This window comes from Sandaracinobacteroides sayramensis (assembly GCF_022014495.1).
GTDB lineage: Bacteria > Pseudomonadota > Alphaproteobacteria > Sphingomonadales > Sphingomonadaceae > Sandaracinobacteroides > Sandaracinobacteroides sayramense.
The window spans coordinates 78,850-99,881 of record NZ_JAKLSQ010000024.1 but is presented as its reverse complement, the minus strand read 5'-3'; the positions used below and the strand labels follow the sequence as shown (position 1 = coordinate 99,881).

Genomic DNA, 21,032 nt, shown 5'->3' with positions numbered 1-21,032 from the left:
AAGGAAAAGTCGCCATGTCGAGCCTGCACGCCAGCCCTGATCCCGAACCTCTCTTTGAAGCCCGGTCGCTCTATGGCTTCGCCGGCCATCTGCCTGCCCCGTTCCTGACGGCTGGCGCCGGCGAGATCGCGCTGGCAGAGCCGGACACGCGGGTTTCGGATTCCGTCTCCCGCCTTGCGGCATTTCTGAAGGCGCAACGGCTCGGCCTGCTGCTGGCGGGGGGCTTCCTCGCGCTGCTGCTGGTGGCGACACTGGCACCGGGGCTGCTGACCCGGATCGATCCGCTGGCAGCGGATTCGCGCGCGGCCTTCCTGCCGCCGGGGGTCGAGCATTGGTTGGGCACCGACGAGAATGGCCGCGATCAATATGCGCGGCTGGTTCATGGCACGACCTCGTCTTTGGGGTTGGGGATCATGGCGATGGCGATCTCGCTGGGGCTGGGGATCGTGGTGGGCCTGATCGGTGGGCTGGGCGGGCGGATCGCGGACGAGGCGTCGATGCGGTTTGCCGACACCATGGCGGCGATCCCCTCGGTGCTGTTCGCGCTGCTGGTGATCACGCTGTGGGGGGCCAATGCGGTGACGGTGATGGTGGCGATCGGAGTGACGACGATGCCGCGCTACGCCCGGCTTGTGCGGGTGGAGGCGCTGAAGCTGCGCCGCGCCCCCTTTGTGGAGGCTGCCACCACGCTGGGCCTGCACCGCGTTGCCGTGGTGTGGCGGCACATCCTGCCCAATGCGGTGAAGCCGGCGCTGCTGCTGTCTGTGATCGGCATCGGCGACAAAATCGCGCTGGCGGCGACGTTGAGCTTTCTGGGCTTCGGCTCGCCGCCGCCAACGCCGGAATGGGGGGCCATGCTGGCGACGTCGCGCAACTTCGTGCCCTTCGCCCCATGGCTGCTGATCGCGCCTGCCGTGCTGATCACGCTGACGGTGCTGGCGACGACGGCGGTGGGCCGCGAGATCATCCGCCGGGGCGAGGGGCGGCAGGCATGAGCGCCCCCGGTCTGGCGGTGGTTCCGGCGGACACGCCGCTTGTCGATATCCGCAATCTGACGGTGCGATTCACGGCGGACGGCCCGGCGCGGGTGGACGGCGTGTCGCTGCAACTGGCGCGCGGCGAATGTCTGGCGCTGGTGGGCGAATCCGGTTCCGGCAAAAGCGTGACCGTGCGCAGCATCGTCGGGCTGACGGGGCCGGGTGCGCGGATCATGGCCGAGCGTATCGCCTTTGATGGCGAAGACACACAAGGCTGGGCCGGACGCGACTGGTGCGCGATCCGGGGCGGGCGCGCCGGCTTTGTGTTGCAAGATGCGCTGGGGTCGCTGGACCCGCTGCGCACGGTGGGCGCGGAAGTGGGCGAGACGTTGCGGCTGCACACGCCACTGTCCCGTGATGCGCGCGAGCTGCGGGTGATCGAACTGCTGCGCTCTGTGGGCGTGCCGGAGCCGGAGCTGCGCGTGCGGCAGCGGCCGGGGCAGCTGTCGGGCGGGCAGCGCCAGCGCGCGCTGATCGCATCGGCCATCGCCTGCGATCCCGAACTGCTGATCGCCGACGAGCCGACAACGGCGCTGGATGCCGCCGTGCAGGCGCAAGTGGTGGCGCTGCTGAGGCAATTGCGCGAACATGGCCGGGCGATGCTGGTGGTAAGCCACGACATCGCCGTGGTCGCGCGGCTGGCGGACAGGATCGCGGTGATGAAGCAGGGCCGAATCATCGAGCAGGGATCGGCGGCCGAGCTACTGGAGAACCCCCGGCATGCCTATACGCAGGGCCTGATCCGGGCGGCGCGGCTGCTGCATGGCGGCGTGCAGGTGCCAGGTGCCGCTATCGTCCGCCGGGAACCCGCCACACCACTGATCGAGGTGTCCGGAATCGCCAAGAGTTTTCGCGGGCCGGACGGGCAATCCCGCGCCGCCGTGCGCGATGTGAGCCTGTCGCTGGAGAGCGGTGAGACGCTGGGAATCGTTGGCGAATCCGGCTCCGGCAAGACGACGCTGACGCGGCTGATCCTGGGGCTGGAAACGCCCGATCGCGGCGTCGTGCGGCTGGGCGGGCGGGACTGGGCTGCGATGGCGGGCACCGATCGTCGGGCTGCGCGCCGCAATATTCAGGTGGTGTTTCAGGATCCGCTGGCCTCGTTCGATCCGCGCCACAGCGTGGCGCAAGTGCTTGGCGAGGCGCTGAAGGTGCATGGCGGGCCGTCTGCCGCGACGCGGCCCGCAATCGAGGCGCTGCTGAAGCTGGTGCAGCTGAACCCGGAGGTCGCGGATCGCCGCCCCATCGAACTGTCTGGCGGGCAGCGCCAGCGGGTGGCCATCGCCCGAGCGCTGGCCCCGAAGCCGAAAGTGCTGCTGTGCGACGAGCCTGTCTCTGCGCTGGATGTCTATGTGCAGGCGCAGATTCTGGAGCTGCTGGCCGATCTGAAGCAGCGGCTCTCGCTCTCCTGCATTTTCATCTCCCACGATCTGGGGGTGATCCGCCGCGTGAGCGACCGGGTCGCGGTAATGCACCGGGGCGAGGTGGTTGAAACCGGCCCGGTCGCTGCTGTGTTCCGCAATCCTGCCCACCCCTACACAAGGGCGCTCGTCGATGCCGTGCTGCCCGTGACTGCCAAAAGGCCAGTGACCGCCAAGAGGGAAGCCGCCAATGCCTGATCGCTCGCCCAAACAACTGCACGTCAACCTGTTCGAGATGAACTGCGTGAGCCATATCGTGCATGGCCTGTGGGTTCATCCGGAGAACAACCGGCATCGTTTCAACGACATCGATTACTGGACGGAAGTCGCCCAGCTTTGCGAGCATGGCACCTTCGACGCGATCTTTCTGGCGGACGTGATCGGGGCCTATGACAAGTTCCGGGGCGGGCCGGAAACGGCGCTGAAAGAGGCGGTGCAGATTCCCAGCAACGATCCGCTGCTGGTGATTCCGGCGATGGCGGCGGTGACATCGGGGCTGGGGTTCGGTGCGACATTTTCCACCACTTACGAGCCGCCATTTGCCTTCGCGCGGCGGATGAGCACGCTGGATCATCTGACCAAGGGCCGGGTGGGGTGGAACATCGTGACCTCCTACCTGCCGAACGCCGCCGCCAACTTCGGCTATGACGCTGAGGTGCCGCATGACCATCGCTATGAAATCGCGGATGAATATTGCGATGTTCTGTACAAGCTGTGGGAAGGCTCGTGGGACGACGACGCGGTGATTCAGGACCGGGTCAATCGGGTCTACACCGATCCTTCGAAGGTGCGCTACATCGACCATGCCGGCGCGCATTTCCGTGTGGCGGGGCCGCACCTGACGCAGCCTTCGCGGCAGCGCACGCCGGTGCTGTTTCAAGCCACCGGATCGCCCGCAGGCATGGAGTTCGCCGGCCGCCACGCAGAGGTTGTGTTCACCGGCGGGCTGACGACGGAGGCCGTCCGGCGCAACATCGCCAACATGCGGGCAAAGGCCGTGGCGCACGGCCGTCCGGCGGACGACATCCGCTTCATCGTGCAGGCCGGCGTGATCGTGGGCCGCAATGATGTGGAAGTGGCCGACAAGGTCGCGAAATATCGCGCGCTGCTGAGCGTGGAGGGGCGGCTGGCGCACAGCCAGTCCGTCATCGACTACACGGCCTACCCGCGAGACACGAAGGTATCGGAGATCAAGGTGGTGGGCGCGCAGCCGTGGAGCACGCAGATCGACCGTTCGAAGGCGGAGCTGACGGTGGGCGATGTGCTGGACCAGCTGGCGGGCTTTAACGAAGATCGCTTTTTCGTGGCGGGCACGCCGGGCACCGTCGCCGACGAGATCGAGCGCTGGCTGGATGTCGACGGCATCGATGGCATCAACCTGCGGCAATATCTGAGCTTCGAGACGGCGCGCGACTTCATCGAACTGGTGGTGCCGGAACTGCGCCGCCGCGGGCGCTTCCGCGAGGCCTATGTGCCCGGAGAGACGCTGCGCGAGCGCCTGTATGGCGCGGGGCGCGCCCGCCTGCCCGACAGCCATTTCGCCGCCCGTTACCGCGACCCGCGTGCGCTGGCCGAGCCCGCGCCGCCGCTTCGCTTTGAACCGCCCGTGAAGGCCGACGCGGCCTGATCCCGGCTTTCGAAAGGATTATCCCATGTCTCTGCAATTCCACTGGTTCCTGCCTACTTATGGGGACAGTCGTTTCATCGTGGGCGGCGGCCATGGCGTGCCCGCCGGGGTGGCGGGCGGCGCACGTCCGGCGACCATCGCCTATCTGGGGCAGATCGCCCGCAGCGCCGAGCAGCTGGGCTATGTCGCGGCGCTGACGCCGACCGGGGGCTGGTGCGAGGACGCATGGCTGGTGACGGCGCTGCTGAACGAGGTGACGGAAAGCCTGAAGTTCCTCGTCGCCTTCCGTCCCGGCCTGATGTCGCCGACGCTGGCAGCGCAGATGGGGGCGACCTATCAGAACCTCACGAAGGGGCGGCTGTTGCTGAACATCGTGGTGGGCGGCGAATCCCACGAACAGCGCGCCTATGGGGATTTTCTGGACAAGGACAGCCGCTATGCCCGCGCCGACGAATGGCTGGAGGTGGTGAGCCGCCTGTGGCAGGGCGAGAAGGTCGATTTCTCCGGCAAATATGTGACGGTGGAGGGGGCAACCATCCCACGCGCGCCGGATCCGCTGCCGCCATTCTATTTCGGTGGTTCTTCGGCTGCGGCGGGCGATGTCGCCGCGCGACACAGCGATGTGTATCTCACATGGGGCGAACCGCTGGAGGCCGTGCGCAAGAAGGTGGACTGGGTTCGCGAGCTGGCGGCCGCGCAGGGGCGCAAGGTTCGGTTCGGCATCCGCCTGCATGTGATCGCGCGCGACACCTCCGAAGCTGCCTGGGCGGAAGCCGACCGGCTGCTGAACGCGATTGATGCCGACACCATAGCCAATGTGCAGGCGGGGCTTAGCCGCAGCGAATCCGAAGGGCAGAAGCGGATGCTGGCGCTGCATGGCGGACGCCGGGAAAATCTGCTCGTCGGCCCCAATCTGTGGGCGGGCGTGGGGCTGGTGCGGGGCGGCGCGGGCACGGCGCTGGTGGGCAGCCACAGCGAGATCGCCGAGCGTATCAAGGACTATGCGGCAGTTGGGATCGAGGAATTCGTGCTTTCGGGCGTGCCGCATCTGGAGGAGGCCTATTGGTTTGCCGAGGGCGTGCTGCCGATCCTGCGGCGCGATGGATTATGGCAGCATCCCAATGCGGTTGCAGCCCCCCCCGCCAGCGTGCCGTTTGTATCGAGACCAGCCGCAGTTTCCGCGCAATGAGCAGCGCGCCCAGGGCCGCCGCAGACGGAACGCGGCTGATCGGCAGCGACGCGGAAGCGATTGCGGTTGCGCACGAAGCCGCGGCGCTGCTGGTGCCGGGAGCCTCTGACCGGGATCGTGCGCGGACGATCCCCACCGCCGAGCTGGACCTGCTGTCTGACTTCGGCCTGTTCGGAATCACGGTGCCGCGTTCGCACGGCGGCGCGGATGTCAGCTTCGCCACCGTGATCGAAATATTTCGCATCCTGTCGGCGGCGGACGCCGCCATTGGCCAGTTGCCGCAGAACCATTTCTTCTTCGTGGAAGCGATCCGACAGGATGGCACGGACGAGCAGAAGCGCTTCTTCTTTGCCGAACTGCTGGCGGGCAAGCGCTTCGGCAATGCTCAGGCCGAGCGCAATGCTGGCACGGCGACCGGGCTCTCCACCCGCATCAGCCGCGCGGATGATGGCACACGCCGGCTGCACGGGCGCAAATATTACTGCACCGGCGCGCTGACGGCGCACTGGATTCCGGTGGCCGCCTTCGACGAGGCGCAGCGGCAGGTGCTGGTGTTCGTGCCGCGAGATGCACCCGGCGTGACGGTGGAGGCCGACTGGAACGCCATGGGCCAGCGAACGACCTACAGCGGCACGGTGACGCTGCAGCAGGTGCCGATCGAAGACTGGCAGGTGGTGGCGCACTGGAAGATCTTCGAGCGACCCGGCGTGTTCCACAGCTATGGCGTGCTGCTGCACGCCGCCATCGACGTGGGGATCGCCGCCAATGCGCTGGCAGACGCCGTCAGCCATATTCGCGCCCGCGCCCGGCCGAGGCTGGGGGCCGCAGTCGCGTCCTCGCATGAGGATCCGCTGCTGCTGGCGCGGGTGGGGCAGCTGGCGACGAAGCTACACGCGGCCGAAGCGCTGCTGGCGCGGGCGGCGAATCTGCTCGACAGTGTTGCGGCAGAGATCAGCGAAGAGGGTGATGCGCGCGCCGCAGTCGAAGTCGGCGAAGCGAAGGCTTTTGCCGAGCAGGTCTCGATCGAAATCTCCAGCGAATTGTTCGCCCTACTGGGCAGCAGCGCGACAGACGAGGGGCTGAACCTGAACCGGCACTGGCGTAACGCCCGCACCCACACCGTGCATGACGCCAACGACTGGCGTTACCATGCCTCTGGCAACTGGCTGGTGAATGGTGTGTCGCCCGGGAAACCGGTTCGAAAGCCGCTTTAGGCGATGGCCGAGCGGCGCCTCTGGTCCGACCCGATGCTGACGCTGAAGGATCTGGCCGATGCGGCGAGCGTTCGCCCGGGCTATCTCAGCCAGGCGCTCAACCAGCGGCGCGGCATCAGCTTCTTCGATTATGTGAACGGCTGGCGGATCGAGGCGGCCTGCGCGATGCTGTCCGGCTCGGACATGACCGCTCTTGCGGTCGCCCAGGAGGCCGGGTTCAACTCCAAGTCCACCTTCAACGCCGCGTTCCGCAAGGCGCGGGGCATGAGCCCGAGCGCGTGGCGCGCTTCCGGGGCGACCGCCCGATGAACGGCTGCCAGCCATGCTCGATGCTCTCGATGCTCATGGAAGCTTGCTTCGGTCGGGTTGAGGGCTTGACTTAAGGCGGGGAACAGTTATTTCTACATTGTAGAAATTCTGTGGCGACAAAGGCATCCTGCCTGTCGTCTCGCCCATCGGAGCAATATCCATGTCAAACTCGCAGGCCTTGCGGCTCAGGCCGTGGCTGTTTCTGGCCGCGGCGATCGTCGCCGAGATCACCGGAGTCGTTTCCATGAAGTTCGCGGCTGAGAGCGCCACGCTCCCAAGCTTCGTCTTCATGTATGCGATGATCGGATTGTCATTCTATTTCCTGTCCAAAGCCATGGTCTTCATTCCCGTCGCGGCCACTTATGCGGTATGGGAAGGTGTCGGCATGACCGTCATCACCATCATCGGCTATTCTTTCCTGGGGGAAGGAATGGGGACGGCCAAGATCCTCGCCATCGCCGCGCTGATCGCCGGCATCGTGCTGGTCAATTTCGGCATCGTCGACGGCGAAGACCAAGCCGGACATCCCGAACAGCAGGGAGCCGGGCAATGAGCGGCGCGGAAACCATCCACCTCATCTATATGGCGATTGCCATCGGCTTTGAGGTTCTCGCGAACATCCTGATCAAGCTCTCCGATGGATTTCGCAAGCGATGGATCGGCTTGCTCGGCATAGCGAGCATCCTCGCCTCCTTCACGGCGCTCTCCCAGGCGGTCAAGGGCATCGATCTGTCGGTCGCCTACGCGCTTTGGGGCGGTTCGGGCATATTGTTCACCAGCCTGATCGCCTGGTTCGCCTTCGGGCAGCGCATCAAGGCTCCCGGCTTCGCGGGCATCGCCTTGATGCTGGGCGGGATATTCCTGCTGCGTCTTGCTTGACATCCGCGCGCCGGCGACCTTGGCCTCTCTGGCGGTTCCCATGGTGTTGAACGGCGTTGGCGGGGAAGCTATTTCCTGCCGACGCCGGCGGAAAAGAGGCTCCTTCGCATTGACGACGTCTTCCAGATCCAGAACGCAGCCGGGACCGCGCGGCCTGTCGAAAAGCGTGCTCGTCGAGGCGGCCATCGCGCTGATGGAGGAAGTCGGCGAGAACGCCTTCACGCTTCGCAAGCTGGGCGCCAGGGTCGGTTGCGACGCCATGGCCATTCTTTACCATTTCAAATCCAAGGACGGCCTGTTCCACGCCATGGCGGACTGGATGGAGACGCGCCTGCTCCCGTCGCCCGCGCAGCTTCCGTGGCGGGAACGGCTGCGCCATCTTGCAGACCAGTATCGCAGCCTGGCGCTGCGATACCCCAACAGTTTCCCCTTGATGCAGCGTTTCGCCAGCACCGGGCACGCCGACTACGGCCATATGGAGATGGTGCATGAGGCGCTGGAGCAAGCTGGTATCCCGGTGCAGGATATCCCGACCGTCTGCATCGGATGGTATGCGGCGATCACCGGCCTCGCGGTCGGTGAGGTGGCCGGGCTCGTGCGCCCGCTGACGGCGACCGAAGCTGACGAGATCGAGCGCTTGCCCGCGGATCGCTACCCTCGTCTTAAGGCCGCGATCGGACTCTATCGCGAGCTTGCTCCCGAAGCGGTCTTTTCCGGCATGATGGAGCAGATCCTCGATGGCATCGATGCCCATGGACGGACGGCATCGGAAAACCATGTGTCGAAGTGACCTGTTTCCAGTGGCAGCCGGAGATCCACATATCAGGATATTCGTGGAAATCCGCGCGGCGCTGTAGTGCCGCAACCGCCATTGCGGCAATCGCCCATGTCAGCACATCAGGCATCGCATTTTGAAGGCCTGGCAGCACGGGCAATGTGCCAAGCTGTGCCAGACATCCGAAATAATATTTATTTTTCAAGGAATAATGGTGCGGTCGAGAAGACTCGAACTTCCACGGCCTTTCGGCCACAGCGACCTCAACGCTGCGCGTCTACCAGTTCCGCCACGACCGCACGCCGATGTCTGACGGGAGCCCCGCCAACTGGTGAGCGCGCGCCCTAGCAGGGGTGGGCGCGCGGTTCAAGCGGGGATTTGCGGAATTGCCGCGGGATTCAGCCGGCCTTGCGCAGGAACACCGAACCCGCCGAATAGCCGGCGCCGAAACTGCAGATGAGGCCGATCTCGCCGGCTTTCAGGTCAGCGCTGTTCAGGTGGAAGGCGATGATCGAGCCGGCGGACGAGGTGTTGGCGTAAGTGTCCAGCACGGTCGGGCTTTCTTCGGCGCTGGCTTCATGGCCCAATACCCGCTCGGCGATGAGGCGGTTCATGCCGGCGTTCGCCTGGTGCAGCCAGAGGCGGCGCAGATCGTCGGCGGAGAGGCCGAGGTCGGCCATGTGGCCGCTGATGAGGGTCGAGACCATCGGCACCACTTCGCGGAACACCTTGCGGCCCTCCTGCCGGAACAGCTTGTCGGGCTGGCCGATGCCGTCTGGCGCGGCGCGGTTCAGGAAGCCGAAATTGTTGCGGATGTTGTTGGAGAATTGCGTGAGCAGCCGGGTGCCGAGGATTTCCCAATGGGTTTCCGGCGCGATCTCCTGCGCTTCGACGAGGATTGCCGTCGCCACGTCGCCGAAGATGAAGTGGCTGTCGCGGTCGCGCCAGTTGAGGTGGCCGGAGCAGACTTCCGGGTTCACCACCAGCACGCTCTTCGCATGGCCGGCGCGGATGAAGTCCGCCGCCGTCTGGATTCCGAAGGTGGCGGACGAGCAGGCCACGTTCATGTCGAAGGCGAAACCCTCGATGCCGAGCGCCGCCTGCACTTCGATGGCGATCGCCGGATAGGCGCGCTGCAGGTTGGAGCAGGCGCAGAGCACCGCGTCCACGTCCTTCGCGTCGCGGCCGGCGGCTGCCAGCGCCTGTTGCGCGGCCTTCACGGCGATTTCGGCCAGGACCGATAACTCCTCGTCCGGCCGCTCGGGGAGGCGCGGGCACATGATTTCGGGGTCGAGGATCGGGGCCTTGGAGAGGACATGGCGGGCCTTGATGCCGCTCGCCTTCTCGATGAACTCGACGGAGGAGGGGGCAAGCGGCTGGACCGTGCCGGCGGCGATGGCCTCGGCATTGTCGGCGTTGAAGCGCTCGACATGGCGGTTGAAGCTTTCCACCAGCTCGGCGTTGGAGATGCTGTCCTCCGGCGTGAAAAGGCCGGTGGCGGAAATGACGGGGGTGCTCATTCTATCCTCCCTGCGCCTTTGTTTTCAGACGGCTTGTTCTCAGACGGCGACTGGCGCCGATATGTGCGGGTGCGGGTCATAGCCCGAGATTTCGACATGCTCCAGCGTGTAGCCGAAGAGGCTCGGCGCCGGTTTCAGCGCCAGTTGCGGGAAAGGCCGGGGCTCGCGCGACAGCTGGGTTTCCACCAGATGCGCGTGGTTCAGATAGAGATGCACGTCGGCGCCCATCCAGATGAGTTCGCCGGGGGCGAGCCCGGTCTGGTCGGCCAGCATGCGCAGCAGCAGGGCGGCCTCGAAGATGTTGAAGGGAAAGCCCAGCCCCATGTCGCAGCTTCGCTGGTAGAGGATGCCGGAAAGCCGGTCGGGGCCTTGCGCGCGCGGTTCGACGAAATATTGGTAGGTCATGTGGCAGGGGGGCAGGGCCATCTCGCCGAGTTCGGCGACGTTCCAGCCGGTGAAGATGTGGCGGCGGCTGGCGGGGTTCGCCTTCAGCCCTTCGACGAGCGCGGTGATCTGGTCGTGGGTGCGGCCGTCCGGGCCGAGCCAGCGGCGCCATTGCTTGCCATAGACCGGGCCGAGGTCGCCCCATTGCGCCGCGAACGCGTCGTCTTCCAGGATGCGGGCTTCGAAGGTGTCGCGGTCGATTTCAACGCCGGTTTCGCGGCGGTATTTGTCCAGCGGCCAGTCCGTCCAGATGTGCACGCCTTGCGCGACGAGCGGGCGGATGCTGGTGTCGCCGCTGAGGAACCAGATCAGTTCCTTCACCGCCGATTTCCAGAAGATGCGCTTGGTGGTGAGGAGAGGAACGGTGCCGTCGGACAGGTCGAAGCGGAGCGTGGCGCCGAACAGGGCCTTTGTGCCGACGCCGGTGCGGTCGCGCCTTTCGCTGCCCTGTTCCCAGACCTGGCGCATGAGATCGAGGACGGCGGTTTCGGGGTGGGGCTGCATACCCCGTTGCTAGCGTAAGCGGCGGGTTCCTCCAAGCGGCGCCGCCGAATCGCTTGTGTCCGGCGAAGGGCGCTGGTCTATGGGGCCGGGGCCGGAACTTGATCGACAACCCGTGATGGGGCGCGAGGTTCCTTCTGCTTCTGTTTCCAGCGTTTTTCCCCGCCCTGAGGCGTGAGCCGGCGTGCTGACGCCCGAGGCGCTGATTCCCGCCATGGCGCTGCTCGCCGTGCTGACGCGCGAGCTTTTGTGGCTGTGCGCGGCGGGAATCGCGCTTTCCAGCCTGGACGATCTGGCGGTGGATTTCGTCTGGCTGTGGCGGGTGGCGTTTCGCAAGGCACCGCCTTTGCCGCCGGAGCCGGCCGAGGCCGGGCGATTCGCCATCCTGATCCCGGCCTGGGATGAGTCGGCGGTGATCGGGGCCATGTTGGCGCGGCTGCTGGCGACGCTGGAGCATCCGGATTACCATGTGTTCGTGGGCTATTACCCCAATGACCCGGAGACCGAGGCGGCGATCCGGGCGATGGGGGATCGCCGGGTGCAGGCGGTTTCGACCGGCCATGCCGGCCCCACCACCAAGGCCGACTGCCTGAACCGGCTCTGGCGGGCGGTGCTGGCGGAAGAAGCGGAAAGCGGGCGGCGGTTCAAGGCGGTGGTGCTGCACGACGCCGAGGATCTGGTGCACCCGCTTTCGCTCCGGCTCTACGACCGGGCGATTCCGGGGCTGGCGATGGTGCAATTGCCGGTGCTGCCGCTGGTCGATCGGAATTCGCGCTGGATTTCCGGACATTATATCGACGAGTTCGCGCAATCCCACGCCAAGGACATGATGGTGCGCGCGGCCTTGCGCGCGCCCGTGCCCTCGGCCGGGGTGGGGACGGCGATCGACCGCGCGGTTCTGGAGCGCATCGCCGGGCCGGCGGGGGAGCCGTTCGATGCGAGCAGCCTGACCGAGGATTATGAGATCGGCCACAAGCTGCACCGCATGGGGCTGGAAGGGCGGATGCTGCGGGTGCGGGTGAAGGGCGAGCTGGTGGCCACCCGGGAATTCTTCCCTGCCGATCTGGAAGGGGCGATCCGGCAGAAGTCCCGCTGGCTGACGGGGATCGCGCTCGCCGGATGGGACCGGCTGGGCTGGAGCGGCGGCTGGCGCGAGCGCTGGATGTTGCTGCGCGACAGGAAGGGGCTGTTCACCGCCGCCGTCACTATGCTGGCCTATGGCGCTAGCCTGCTGATGCTGACTCAGATGGCGATGCGGGCGATGCTGGCCGAACAGACGGGGCAGGCGCTGCCGCCGCTGATGGGGGAGGGGGGCGTGGCGTTGTGCGCTTTCCTGATCCTGAACGCCGGGCTGCTGGCGTGGCGGCTGCTGCTGCGGGCGGGATTCACGGCGCGGGACTATGGCTGGGCCGAAGGGCTGCGCGCCGTTCCGCGCGCGGTGATGGGCAATGGAATCAACTTCCTTTCGGCCTTGCGCGCGGTCGACCGTTACCGGGCGGCGCTGGAAAGCGGCCATGCCGTGCGCTGGGACAAGACGCCGCACCGCTTCCCGGCCGGGGAGGGCGCGAATGGCTGAGACGCCTGTGCGCCAGGGCTATGCGCTTCGCGTCTATCAGATCCTGCTGGTGCTGGCGCTGGGGTGGCTGGCCGGGCGCTGGCCGGATCTGGTGGCGGAGAATGCGCGCGAGCGGGCAATGCTGGAGCAGGCGATCGGGCTGGAACGGCCGGCTTTCGCTTCCTCGCCGCCGCAGGACGAGACGGTGCTGCTGGCCGCGGATGTGGCGGCAAGGGTGGCCGCGCAGGTGGCCGACGAGACGATCCAGCGGCTGATCGCCGCCGGCTGGGGGCCGCGCGAAGCCGGGCCGTTGCCGGTGGTGGCACAGGCCGGGCCGCCGCGCGAAACGGTGGTGCGGGTGGTTTCCGAGGCGGCGCCGGCCGCGCCGATGTGGAGCTTGCCGCTGGCCGCGCCCGCCCCGGAGGCGCGCGCGGTTCCCGTGCCGCCCGCGCCCGCGCCGCCGCCGGTCGATGCGGCGGGGGCGCGGGCGCATGTGGTGGCGACGAACGGCTATGCGGCGTTGCAGGCCGGCGACCGGCGGCGGGCCGTTGCCTTGCTGACCGAGGCGGTTCGGATCGCGCCGGATGCGCCCGGCGCCACCCAATGGGCGGCGGACGCGCGGCAGTTGACCCGCCGCTGGTCGGTCGCGGGCTATGTGCTTTCGCGCGGCGGTGGCGTGGGCGACCCTCTGGCCGCCTCGCCGGTGCTGGGCGGCGGGCAGGCGGGGGCGGCCGTTGGCTATACCCTCAATCCGCTGGGGGAGGCGCGGGTGACGCTGATGGGGCGGCTGAGCGCAGCCGCCGGCCCCAACGGCGGGCTGGACGGCGAGACGGCGGAAGCGGCGCTGGGGGTGCGGGTGCAGCCGTTCCGGCGGGTGCCGGTGGCGGTGGATGTGGAGCGGCGCTTCGCTCTGGGCACCTATTCGCGCGACGCCTGGGCGGCGCGGCTGTCGGGCGGGGCCAGCGGCGAAGCGAAGCTGGCCGGCCGGCGGCTGATGCTGGAGGGCTATGGCGAGGCAGGGGTGATCGGCTTCGACGAGGAGCCGGCGCTCTATGCCGGGGCGCAATTGCGTGGGGCGACGCCGGTGATGGCCCTGGGCAAGGTGGCGATGAACGCTGGAGGGGGTGTCTGGGGGGCGGCGCAGCGGGATTATGGCCTGACCGTCTCCAGGCTGGATGTCGGCCCCTCGGCGCAGTTCCAGGTGCAGCCCTGGCCGTTTCGGGCGCAACTGGATTACCGCTTCCGCGCGGCGGGCAACGCGCTTCCGGGATCGGGGCCGGTGGTGACGGTGGCCGGGGAGTTCTAGACCCGACCCGGCGCCGCAGGCATCGAACCCATCAAGCGCACAACGGAGCCGTCAGTCCGCCGACGCCAGCAAAGGAGGGTGCAGGGAAATCATTTCCCTGCTGGGTCCAGGGCAAAGCCCTGGCCGCCGGAGGCGAAAAACCGGGTTGGGGACTCCTGGCCCCGGGCTTGACCCGGGATCCCGCTTCCTGCCCCGCCGGCGGGAAAGCTGGACCCCGGGTCAAGCCCGGGGTGACGGGGCGTGTATTCGTCAGGGTGACGGAAAATATGTTCATTGCTTCTGCGGGTTATCGAGTTAGGTCTGTTTTCCTCCGCCCAGCGAGAAGCGCCCGGCGTGGCGGCCGCGCGCGTCGGCGTAGTGGGTGCGGATGAGGGCGAGGTCGGCTTCGTAGTCGCCGCTGGGCCAGAGTTCGCCGGAGATGCGGATGGTGCGGCTGCCATAGTCCATCACCGCGAAGACGATGGGGACGCTCGCGAGCCGGGCGATGTGGTAGAAGCCGGATTTCCATTCGCCGACCGAGCCGCGCGTGCCTTCGGGCGCGATGGCGATCAGCAGCCTGTCGGCCTGTTCCAGCGCGTCGGCGGTGGCGCGCACCAGATCCTTGCCGCCGGAGCGGTCGATGGGGATCAGGCCGGAGAGCTTCGCCAGCCAGCCGAACGGCCCGCGCGCGAGGCTGGCCTTTCCCATCCAGTGCAGGCGGATGCGGTATTTGCCGGCGGCGGCGATCATCCAGACGCCGTCCCAGTTGCTGGTGTGCGGCGCTGCCAGCACAACGGCTTTGGGCGTGGCGGGGAAGTCTCCGGCGGTCTTCCAGCCGGAGAGCGCCAGGAACAGCCGGGCGGCCCGGCGGTAGACTTCGGCGCCGAAGCCCCGGGGCGGGGCGATGCGGGCGGTGGAGAGGTCGTAGCGGATGTGGGTGCCGGGCGGCTGGCTCATTCGGGCGCGGATTTCGCGGGATGGTTCGCCGATTGGGCGGTGCGGTTGTCGTTGGCGATGCGGCGGCGCTCGGAAAGCAGGGCGAGCACCTCGCGGGTGAAGAATTCCGCCATCAGCTGGTTGAGGATGCCGATGCCGCGCTCGGCCATGTCTGCGGCTTCCAGCTCGCCGACATGCGGGGCGACATTGGCGAAGAAGTCCTTCACCTCCATTTCGGCGAGGCTGTGCATGACGGCGGCGAGGCGGCCCATGCTGCTGTCGGCATAGCCGCGCTCGCGGGTGAAGCCGATCTTCGCCGCGTCCACCAGCAGCCTGAGGATGCGCTGGTCGCGGGGGGAAATGCCGCCGTCCGGCGCCGGGGCGATGACTCCGGCGGTGATGGTGTTGGCGAGATGCTCGGGCTCTCCGCCGATGTCGGCGATGAACGCCTCGGCGTTGACCCAGGCTTCCTCGGAATCGAGGCGGGCGCGCAGCAGATGGTCGATCTCGGGCAGCATCTGCGGTTCCAGCCAGCCGGTCTGCTGCCCTTCGAACAGGGAGCGGATGACGGAGAGCGGCAGGAAGCGCTCGTCGCGCAGGCGGCGGATGGTGAGGAGGCGGGCGAGATGGTCGTCGCTGTAGGTGGCGCTGTTGCGGTGCGTGCGGTCCGGCTCGGGCAGGAGGCCCTCGCGGATGTAGAAACGGATCGTCTCGCGGGAGACGCCGGAGGCTTTTTCCAGTTCGCGCATGCGCATGGGCGGGGCCTTATCAGGCGGTGGGCGTGGCTGCCACCCCCGCCAGCGTCTGCGCGACGGCGCGCTGCCAGGCGGCGCGGCGGGCGGCGCGGGCCGGCTCGTCGGCGCGGGGCTCGAAGCGGCGGTCTGCGTGGACCATGGCGGCGGCAGCCTCGGCGAGATCGGCGAAGAGGCCGGTGCCGACGCCGGCCAGCATGGCGGCGCCGAGGCCGGTGGTCTCGATGCTGCGCGGGCGCTCGACGGGGAGGCCCGTGGCGTCGGCTATGTCCTGGCAGAGCCATTCGTTGGCGACCATGCCGCCGTCGACGCGGAGCGCCGAGGGGAGGACACCGTCGGCGCGGAAGGTGTCTATGAGGTCGGCCGTCTGCTGGCCCATCGCTTCCAGCGTGGCGCGGACGATGTGGGCGCGGGTGGTGCCGCCGGTGAGGCCGGTCAGGGTGCCGCGCGCCAGCGGCTGCCAGTGCGGGGCGCCGAGGCCGGCGAAGGCGGGCACGAACACCACGCCGCCGGAATCGGGGACGGAGCGGGCGAGCGCCTCGGTCTCGCTGGCGGCGTCGAGGATGCCGAGGCCGTCGCGGAGCCATTTGACGGCGTCGCCGCCGACGAAGATCGAGCCTTCCAGCGCATAGGCCCGCGGGCTGGAGGAGAGGAAGGTGGAGAGCAGGCGGTTGCGGCTGAGCGGCGGGCGGCTGCCGGCGTTCGCCAGCAGGAAGATGCCGGTGCCATAGGTGCATTTGGCGAGCCCGGGCTTGTCGCAGCCCTGGCCGATGGTGGCGGCCTGCTGGTCTCCGGCGAGGCCGGAGACGAACAGCGGGCGGCCCAGCCTATGGGTTTCGGCGATGAGGCTGGCCGTGGGGGCGATGGCCGGCAGGGCCTTTGGCGGGACGCCGAAGAGGTCGAGCATTTCCGGCGACCAGCTTTGGGTTTCGAGGTCCATCAGCAGCGTGCGAGAGGCGTTGCTGGCGTCGGTCAGATGCGCGCCGGTCAGCTTGTAGAGCAGCCAGCTTTCGACCGTGCCGATGGCGAGGTCGCCGCTTTCGGCCGCCGCGCGCACCTCCGGGCGGTTGTCGAGCGTCCAGCGGATCTTGGTGGCGGAGAAATAGGGGTCGAGGAGGAGGCCGGTGGTGGCCTGCACCATCGCTTCGTGGCCCGCCTGCTTCAGTTGCGCGCAGAGGTCGGCGGTGCGCCGGTCCTGCCAGACGATGGCGGGGGCGAGGGGCTCGCCGCTGCGGCGGCTCCAGAAGCAGATGGTCTCGCGCTGGTTGGTGAGGCCGATCGCCTGCACCCGTTCGCCGACCCGGCCCATCACTTCCAGCGCCGCTTTCAGGGTAAGCGCCCAGATTTCGGCCGCGTCATGCTCCACCCGGCCGGGCTCGGGGAAGCTCTGGGTCAGCGGATATTGCGCCACGTCCGCGATGCGGCCCGAAAGGTCGAAGGCGAGCGCCCGCGTGGAGGTGGTGCCGGAGTCGAGCGCGAGGATGAGCGGTTCCATGGCTCCCATTGCTGGCGGGTTGTGCGGGGTTGGGCAAGGGCCGATGCTGGGTGCTTGCAACAGGATGGGCGCGCGCAGCAGGAGAGGCATATGCGGTTCGAGGGCAGGGTGGTGCTGGTGACGGGGGCGGCTTCCGGGATCGGGCGGGCGGCTTCGCTGCAGTTCGCGCGCGAAGGGGCGCGGGTGCTGGCGGCGGACTGGTCGGACGCGGTGGCGGAAACGGTGGAGGCGGCGCGGGCCGCCGGGGGCACGGCGCAGGCGCTGGTGGGCGATGCGGGCGACGAGGCGTTCGTAAAGGGGGCGGTGGACAAGGCCGTCGGCGAGTATGGCCGGCTGGACGCGCTGTTCGCCAACGCTGGCATTTCCGGCGGGCTGAACCTGCTGCCGGACGTGTCGGTGGAGGAGTGGGAGAAGGTGCTGCGCGTGAACCTGATCGGCGTGTTCCTGGCGATCCGCGAGGGCAGCCGGGTGATGGTGCCGCAGGGGAAGGGGGCGATCGTTGCCACCGCCAGCGTCGCGGGCATCCGCTCGGGCGCGGGGGGCATGCCCTATTCGGCTTCGAAGGCCGGGGTCATCAACTTGACGCAGACGGCGGCGAACCAGTTGGGCGGCACCGGGGTGCGGGTGAACTGCATCTGCCCGGGCCTGACGGAAACGGGCATGACGGCGCCGCTGTTCGACGGCGCGCGGGCGCGGGGGAAGGAAGATCGGCTGGGGCAGTTGAACCCGCTGCGGCGCTACGCGACGCCCGAGGAGCAGGCGGAGGTGGCGCTGTTCCTGGCCTCCGACGCGGCGGGCTATGTGAACGGGCAGGCGATCGCGGTGGACGGCGGGCTTTCCTCCAGCCATCCGACGGTGCCGGGGAAATTCGTCTGAGGCGCTATTCCCAGACGACTTCGGGCGGAAGCGACATCAGGATCGCGTCGGTGTTGCCGCCGGTCTTCAGGCCGAAGGTGGTGCCGCGGTCGTAGACGAGGTTGAACTCGGCGTAGAGGCCGCGATACCTCAGCAGGCTGTGGCGTTCGTCGGCCGTCCAGGGTTCGGCCATGCGGCGGCGGGCGATCCGGGGGAAGGTGGCGAGGAAGGTTTCGCCGACATCCTTCGTATAAGCGAAATGCTTGTCGAATTCGGCCGGGGTGTCGGCCGGAAGCCAGTCGTAGAAGATGCCGCCGATGCCGCGCGCGCGCTTCCGGTGCGGGATGAAGAAATATTCGTCGCACCAGGCGCTGTGCTTCGGCCAGAAATCCGCGTCGTGGCGATTGCCGGCGGCTTCGAAGGCGGAACGGAAGAGGGCGCTGTCGTCGGCGCGTTCGAGGGCGGGGTTGAGGTCGGCTCCGCCGCCGAACCAGCGCTTGGTGGTGACGAGGAAGCGGGTGTTCATGTGCACGGCCGGCACATGCGGGTTCGCCATATGCGCGACGAGGCTGATTCCGGTGGCGAAGAAGCGCGGGTCTTCCGCCGCGCCGGGGATGGATTTCGCGAATTCCGGGTTGAACTGGCCGTGGACGGTGGAGATGTTGACCCCCACTTTCTCGAAGATGCGGCCCTTCATCACGCCCATGGTGCCGCCGCCGCCCGGGGCGCCCGAATGGTCGGCGCGCTCCCACGGCGTATATTGGAAGCGCCCCGGGGCGTCGGGCGCGTTCGGCAGGGCGGGAAGGGCGGCGCCCTCCGCCTCGATCGCTTCGAATTCGGCGGTGATCCGGTCCCGCAGGGAGCGGAACCAGCCTTCCGCCGCCAGTTGCTGTTCGTCGAATTGGGTCATCGCCGGGGCTCGTGCCATGGCGGGGGAGCATGGGCAACCTCGGGCCGGGAGGAAAAAGCCGGCGACGCGGCTGTTGACAGCCGGGGGCGGGGCGCATAAAGCCGCGCCTCCAAAGTGCGCGGGCGTAGCTCAGTCGGTTAGAGTGCCGGCCTGTCACGCCGGAGGTCGCGGGTTCGAGCCCCGTCGCTCGCGCCACTTTGGACTTGGATCCGCCGCGATCGAGCCGAGGTTCCAAGATGCTGGAGCGGCTGCCTTATCCGGCAGCCGCCCGCATCTTCTCCCACTGCCGCAGCTCATGGGCGATCGACGCCTCGACGAGCGCGTCCCACAAGGCGCCGATGGTTTCCGGGCTGAGGCCCCGCGCTTTGGCTTCGGCCATGGCGTTGTCGATCACCTGCCGCTTGCGGGCTTCGTCGCGCACCTGGCCGCGCTCCGGCTTGATTCGGGCGGCGGCGTCCATGAAGCGGAAGCGTTCGGCCAGCAGCGCGACCAGCTCGCGGTCGAGCGAATCGACGCCGGCGCGGACTTCCGCCATGCTGCGGCATTCCTCTGGCGCTTTCCTCATGGCCGCCACCGGCCGGTTTCGATCCAGATCATGACCGGCTTCAGCGGGAACACCCAGGCCACCCCCAGCACCGCCCAGATCGGCAGCTGCAGCAGCGGGTGCAGGGTGGAAACCGGCTCGAAAAGCCAGACGGCGAAGAGGGCGTAGGCCAGGATTCCGACGAGAACGGCGAGAATCCCCAGTGGCCGCCGGATGTGCGGTGTCATGGCGCCCGTCTAGCCGGGCCGTGGGTCAGGTGGAAGGCCGTCGGTGTCGCGATGGCGTCCAGCGGCTGGTCCCAGGGGGCGGCGGGGATCCCGGCTTCCAGTTGCAGATCGAAGGCTATGCCGATCGCCAGCACCGGGCCGGAAGCGCGCAAGGCCGCCAGCGTGCGGTCGTAATGGCCGCCGCCTTGCCCCAGCCGGTTGCCGCGCAGGTCGGCCGCCAGCAGCGGCACCAGAAGCACGTCCGGCCGGGCGAGGGGGGCTTCGGCGGGGGGTTCCGGAATGCCCTTGTAGCCCGGCGCGAGGTCGGCGCGGCCGGCCCGGTGGTAGGAAAGCGGGCCTTCGCCGACACGCGGGAAGGCGAGTCGCCAGCCGGACGCCCTGGCCGCATCCTCGATGGCGCGGGGGTCGATCTCGTCGCCGATGGCGGCGTGGCTGCCGAGCACGCCCGGCGGGCCCAGATGCGGCAGGATCTGCGCGCAAAGCGCCTGTTCCAGCGCCCGGCGGGTGAGCGGGTTCAGGCCGGCGGCGAAGGCGTGGCGGGCGGCGCGGGCCGCCTGGCGCAGGCGCTTGCGCGTCTCGGCGGAATGGTCCGCGCCGGGGGGCGGGAACAAGGGTGTCGGCTCTGGCATCGGCGCGGCCCCCTTTCGGCAGCGGGAAGGCGGTGGCGGGTCCGCATCGACCGTTTGCATGAAGATCCACTGACGCCAGAACGTCAGGTGGGAGCCATATGGTCAGGCCCGGAAGCCTGGCAGGGACAGCCCCCTTGGATGTGTTTATCGCCTCAGGGATGCTCGATTGCGCGCATCGGGCAGAGCCCGCCATCCGCCAATCTAGGCGGTGGTGGCCGCTTCCTCAAGCCTCAGCGCAAGCGCTTCGGCGCGGCGGGCCAGCGCTTCCAGCCCCTGGATGTCGAAGCTGGCGGCGTCGGAGGCCGGAACCGGCTTCAGGCCCGGGTTCAGGCGCTGGGCGTTGGCGCGTTCCTCCAGCAGCTCGCCGGAAAGCAGCAGCCCGGCCATCAGCAGCAGCCGCGGTTCCGCGACGGCGCCATGCGCCTGCATCAGCGAGGCGACGCGCGATTCCAGCAGGCCGGCGGCGGCGCGGAGGTCGGCCTCCTCGCCGTCGCGGCAGGCGAGGCGGTAGGCGCGGCCGCCGATGGTCAGGCTAACTTCAGCCATTGGCCCTCCGGCGCTCGGTCTCGATCAGCCTGTCCAGGCCGGAAATGGTTGATTCGGCGGCCTTTTTCAAGCGGCTGTGTCTGCGGTCCAGCCGCTCGGCAGCAGCTTCGCCGCGCTGGAGCGCGGCTTCGATCCGCGCGAGCACGTCGGTCATCTCTAATACCCCCTTCGTGTCTCGCACCATGAATCCGCTCCAAAGGTCAAGTGGGCTATTGGTCGAATCTTATATCGACATCTTGACGATGCCAGTTAAGAGCTTGTTTCCGCTTGCGTCAACAATGGGAATGTAACGGTTTGTGCCCTGTGAAGTTGATTTCTGACGGCTGCTTTGCAAGGAGGGCGCCACGCTTTGCCGCACCCGGACCCGGGGGCGGCCAGCGAT

Annotated in this window: 23 protein-coding genes and 2 tRNA genes; 13 read left to right on the top strand and 12 right to left on the bottom strand. The window is 68.2% G+C overall.

Going from position 1 to position 21,032, the window contains the following annotated elements:
* Nucleotides 1-14: 14 nt before the first annotated feature.
* The 9 genes from L6Q21_RS15755 (at nucleotide 15) to L6Q21_RS15715 (ending at nucleotide 8,466) form a co-directional block, all read left to right on the top strand.
* On the top strand, nucleotides 15-995 hold the full coding sequence (locus L6Q21_RS15755; protein WP_237831700.1) for an ABC transporter permease: 981 nt from the start codon (nucleotides 15-17) through the stop codon (nucleotides 993-995).
* The gene (locus tag L6Q21_RS15750) at nucleotides 992-2,656 is read left to right on the top strand and encodes a dipeptide ABC transporter ATP-binding protein (RefSeq protein WP_237831699.1); all 1,665 of its coding nucleotides are present in this window, start codon (nucleotides 992-994) and stop codon (nucleotides 2,654-2,656) included. The genes L6Q21_RS15755 and L6Q21_RS15750 overlap by 4 nt, the downstream gene beginning before the upstream one ends.
* The gene (locus L6Q21_RS15745; RefSeq protein WP_237831698.1) at nucleotides 2,649-4,085 is read left to right on the top strand and encodes an LLM class flavin-dependent oxidoreductase; all 1,437 of its coding nucleotides are present in this window, start codon (nucleotides 2,649-2,651) and stop codon (nucleotides 4,083-4,085) included. Before L6Q21_RS15750 ends, L6Q21_RS15745 begins: the two co-directional genes overlap by 8 nt.
* A gap of 25 nt (nucleotides 4,086-4,110) precedes the next feature.
* Nucleotides 4,111-5,274 carry an LLM class flavin-dependent oxidoreductase gene (locus L6Q21_RS15740; protein WP_237831697.1) on the top strand — a complete coding sequence of 388 codons (1,164 nt, stop codon included), beginning with the start codon at nucleotides 4,111-4,113 and terminating at the stop codon, nucleotides 5,272-5,274.
* The gene (locus tag L6Q21_RS15735) at nucleotides 5,271-6,488 is read left to right on the top strand and encodes an SfnB family sulfur acquisition oxidoreductase (RefSeq protein WP_237831696.1); all 1,218 of its coding nucleotides are present in this window, start codon (nucleotides 5,271-5,273) and stop codon (nucleotides 6,486-6,488) included. Before L6Q21_RS15740 ends, L6Q21_RS15735 begins: the two co-directional genes overlap by 4 nt.
* Nucleotides 6,489-6,491: 3 nt before the next feature.
* Nucleotides 6,492-6,797 (top strand): helix-turn-helix domain-containing protein, encoded by a 306-nt coding sequence (locus L6Q21_RS15730; protein ID WP_237831695.1) that lies wholly within the window; start codon nucleotides 6,492-6,494, stop codon nucleotides 6,795-6,797.
* Nucleotides 6,798-6,975: 178 nt separating this feature from the next.
* Nucleotides 6,976-7,350 (top strand): DMT family transporter, encoded by a 375-nt coding sequence (locus L6Q21_RS15725; RefSeq protein ID WP_237831694.1) that lies wholly within the window; start codon nucleotides 6,976-6,978, stop codon nucleotides 7,348-7,350.
* A 29-nt stretch (nucleotides 7,351-7,379) separates the two neighbouring features.
* A complete protein-coding gene (gene mdtI / locus L6Q21_RS15720) occupies nucleotides 7,380-7,676 on the top strand; it encodes a multidrug/spermidine efflux SMR transporter subunit MdtI (RefSeq protein WP_272492469.1) in 297 nt (98 codons plus the stop codon).
* Nucleotides 7,669-8,466, top strand: coding sequence for a TetR/AcrR family transcriptional regulator (locus L6Q21_RS15715; protein ID WP_237831692.1), 798 nt, complete (start codon nucleotides 7,669-7,671; stop codon nucleotides 8,464-8,466). The genes mdtI and L6Q21_RS15715 overlap by 8 nt, the downstream gene beginning before the upstream one ends.
* Before the next feature lie 197 nt (nucleotides 8,467-8,663).
* Here L6Q21_RS15715 and L6Q21_RS15710 read toward each other — a convergent pair.
* From L6Q21_RS15710 to thyA, 3 genes are all read right to left on the bottom strand, one after another.
* A tRNA-Leu gene (locus L6Q21_RS15710) sits at nucleotides 8,664-8,750 on the bottom strand.
* Nucleotides 8,751-8,849: 99 nt separating this feature from the next.
* Entirely contained in the window at nucleotides 8,850-9,971 is a 1,122-nt protein-coding gene (locus tag L6Q21_RS15705) for a beta-ketoacyl-ACP synthase III (RefSeq protein ID WP_237831691.1), read from the bottom strand.
* Nucleotides 9,972-10,010: 39 nt separating this feature from the next.
* A complete protein-coding gene (gene thyA, locus L6Q21_RS15700; RefSeq protein WP_237831690.1) occupies nucleotides 10,011-10,919 on the bottom strand; it encodes a thymidylate synthase in 909 nt (302 codons plus the stop codon).
* A gap of 181 nt (nucleotides 10,920-11,100) precedes the next feature.
* Between thyA and L6Q21_RS15695 the strand changes: the two genes are divergently transcribed.
* Together L6Q21_RS15695 and L6Q21_RS15690 are read left to right on the top strand one after the other, a co-directional pair.
* A complete protein-coding gene (locus L6Q21_RS15695; RefSeq protein WP_237831689.1) occupies nucleotides 11,101-12,492 on the top strand; it encodes a glycosyl transferase family protein in 1,392 nt (463 codons plus the stop codon).
* Nucleotides 12,485-13,777, top strand: a complete 1,293-nt coding sequence (locus L6Q21_RS15690) for a hypothetical protein (RefSeq protein WP_237831688.1) — start codon at nucleotides 12,485-12,487, stop codon at nucleotides 13,775-13,777. The genes L6Q21_RS15695 and L6Q21_RS15690 overlap by 8 nt, the downstream gene beginning before the upstream one ends.
* Before the next feature lie 294 nt (nucleotides 13,778-14,071).
* On the opposite strand, the gene L6Q21_RS15685 is transcribed toward L6Q21_RS15690, so the two are convergent.
* From L6Q21_RS15685 to L6Q21_RS15675, 3 genes are read right to left on the bottom strand one after another with little or no spacing between them, the layout of a single operon-like run.
* Nucleotides 14,072-14,713 carry a 1-acyl-sn-glycerol-3-phosphate acyltransferase gene (locus L6Q21_RS15685; protein WP_237831687.1) on the bottom strand — a complete coding sequence of 214 codons (642 nt, stop codon included), beginning with the start codon at nucleotides 14,711-14,713 and terminating at the stop codon, nucleotides 14,072-14,074.
* A complete protein-coding gene (locus L6Q21_RS15680) occupies nucleotides 14,710-15,447 on the bottom strand; it encodes a MerR family transcriptional regulator (protein ID WP_237831686.1) in 738 nt (245 codons plus the stop codon). Before L6Q21_RS15680 ends, L6Q21_RS15685 begins: the two co-directional genes overlap by 4 nt.
* A 13-nt stretch (nucleotides 15,448-15,460) precedes the next feature.
* Nucleotides 15,461-16,939, bottom strand: coding sequence for an FGGY family carbohydrate kinase (locus tag L6Q21_RS15675; protein ID WP_237831685.1), 1,479 nt, complete (start codon nucleotides 16,937-16,939; stop codon nucleotides 15,461-15,463).
* Nucleotides 16,940-17,029: 90 nt separating this feature from the next.
* On the opposite strand from L6Q21_RS15675, the gene L6Q21_RS15670 reads away from it, so the two are divergent.
* Complete coding sequence (locus L6Q21_RS15670) at nucleotides 17,030-17,815, top strand: SDR family NAD(P)-dependent oxidoreductase (protein ID WP_237831684.1); 786 nt, start codon at nucleotides 17,030-17,032, stop codon at nucleotides 17,813-17,815.
* A gap of 4 nt (nucleotides 17,816-17,819) precedes the next feature.
* Here L6Q21_RS15670 and hemF read toward each other — a convergent pair whose 3' ends face one another.
* Entirely contained in the window at nucleotides 17,820-18,704 is an 885-nt protein-coding gene (gene hemF / locus L6Q21_RS15665) for an oxygen-dependent coproporphyrinogen oxidase (protein WP_237831773.1), read from the bottom strand.
* 118 nt (nucleotides 18,705-18,822) lie between these two features.
* On the opposite strand from hemF, the gene L6Q21_RS15660 reads away from it, so the two are divergent.
* Nucleotides 18,823-18,899 (top strand) — tRNA-Asp (locus L6Q21_RS15660).
* 58 nt (nucleotides 18,900-18,957) lie between these two features.
* Here L6Q21_RS15660 and L6Q21_RS15655 read toward each other — a convergent pair.
* From L6Q21_RS15655 to L6Q21_RS15635, 5 genes are all read right to left on the bottom strand, one after another.
* Nucleotides 18,958-19,239 carry a chorismate mutase gene (locus tag L6Q21_RS15655; protein WP_237831683.1) on the bottom strand — a complete coding sequence of 94 codons (282 nt, stop codon included), beginning with the start codon at nucleotides 19,237-19,239 and terminating at the stop codon, nucleotides 18,958-18,960.
* 26 nt (nucleotides 19,240-19,265) lie between these two features.
* Nucleotides 19,266-19,475, bottom strand: a complete 210-nt coding sequence (locus tag L6Q21_RS15650) for a DUF2842 domain-containing protein (protein WP_237831682.1) — start codon at nucleotides 19,473-19,475, stop codon at nucleotides 19,266-19,268.
* Entirely contained in the window at nucleotides 19,472-20,104 is a 633-nt protein-coding gene (locus L6Q21_RS15645) for a 5-formyltetrahydrofolate cyclo-ligase (protein ID WP_237831681.1), read from the bottom strand. Before L6Q21_RS15645 ends, L6Q21_RS15650 begins: the two co-directional genes overlap by 4 nt.
* 201 nt (nucleotides 20,105-20,305) lie before the next feature.
* Nucleotides 20,306-20,650 (bottom strand): cell division protein ZapA, encoded by a 345-nt coding sequence (locus L6Q21_RS15640; protein ID WP_237831680.1) that lies wholly within the window; start codon nucleotides 20,648-20,650, stop codon nucleotides 20,306-20,308.
* Nucleotides 20,643-20,804, bottom strand: coding sequence for a hypothetical protein (locus L6Q21_RS15635; RefSeq protein WP_237831679.1), 162 nt, complete (start codon nucleotides 20,802-20,804; stop codon nucleotides 20,643-20,645). Before L6Q21_RS15635 ends, L6Q21_RS15640 begins: the two co-directional genes overlap by 8 nt.
* Nucleotides 20,805-21,032: the final 228 nt, after the last annotated feature.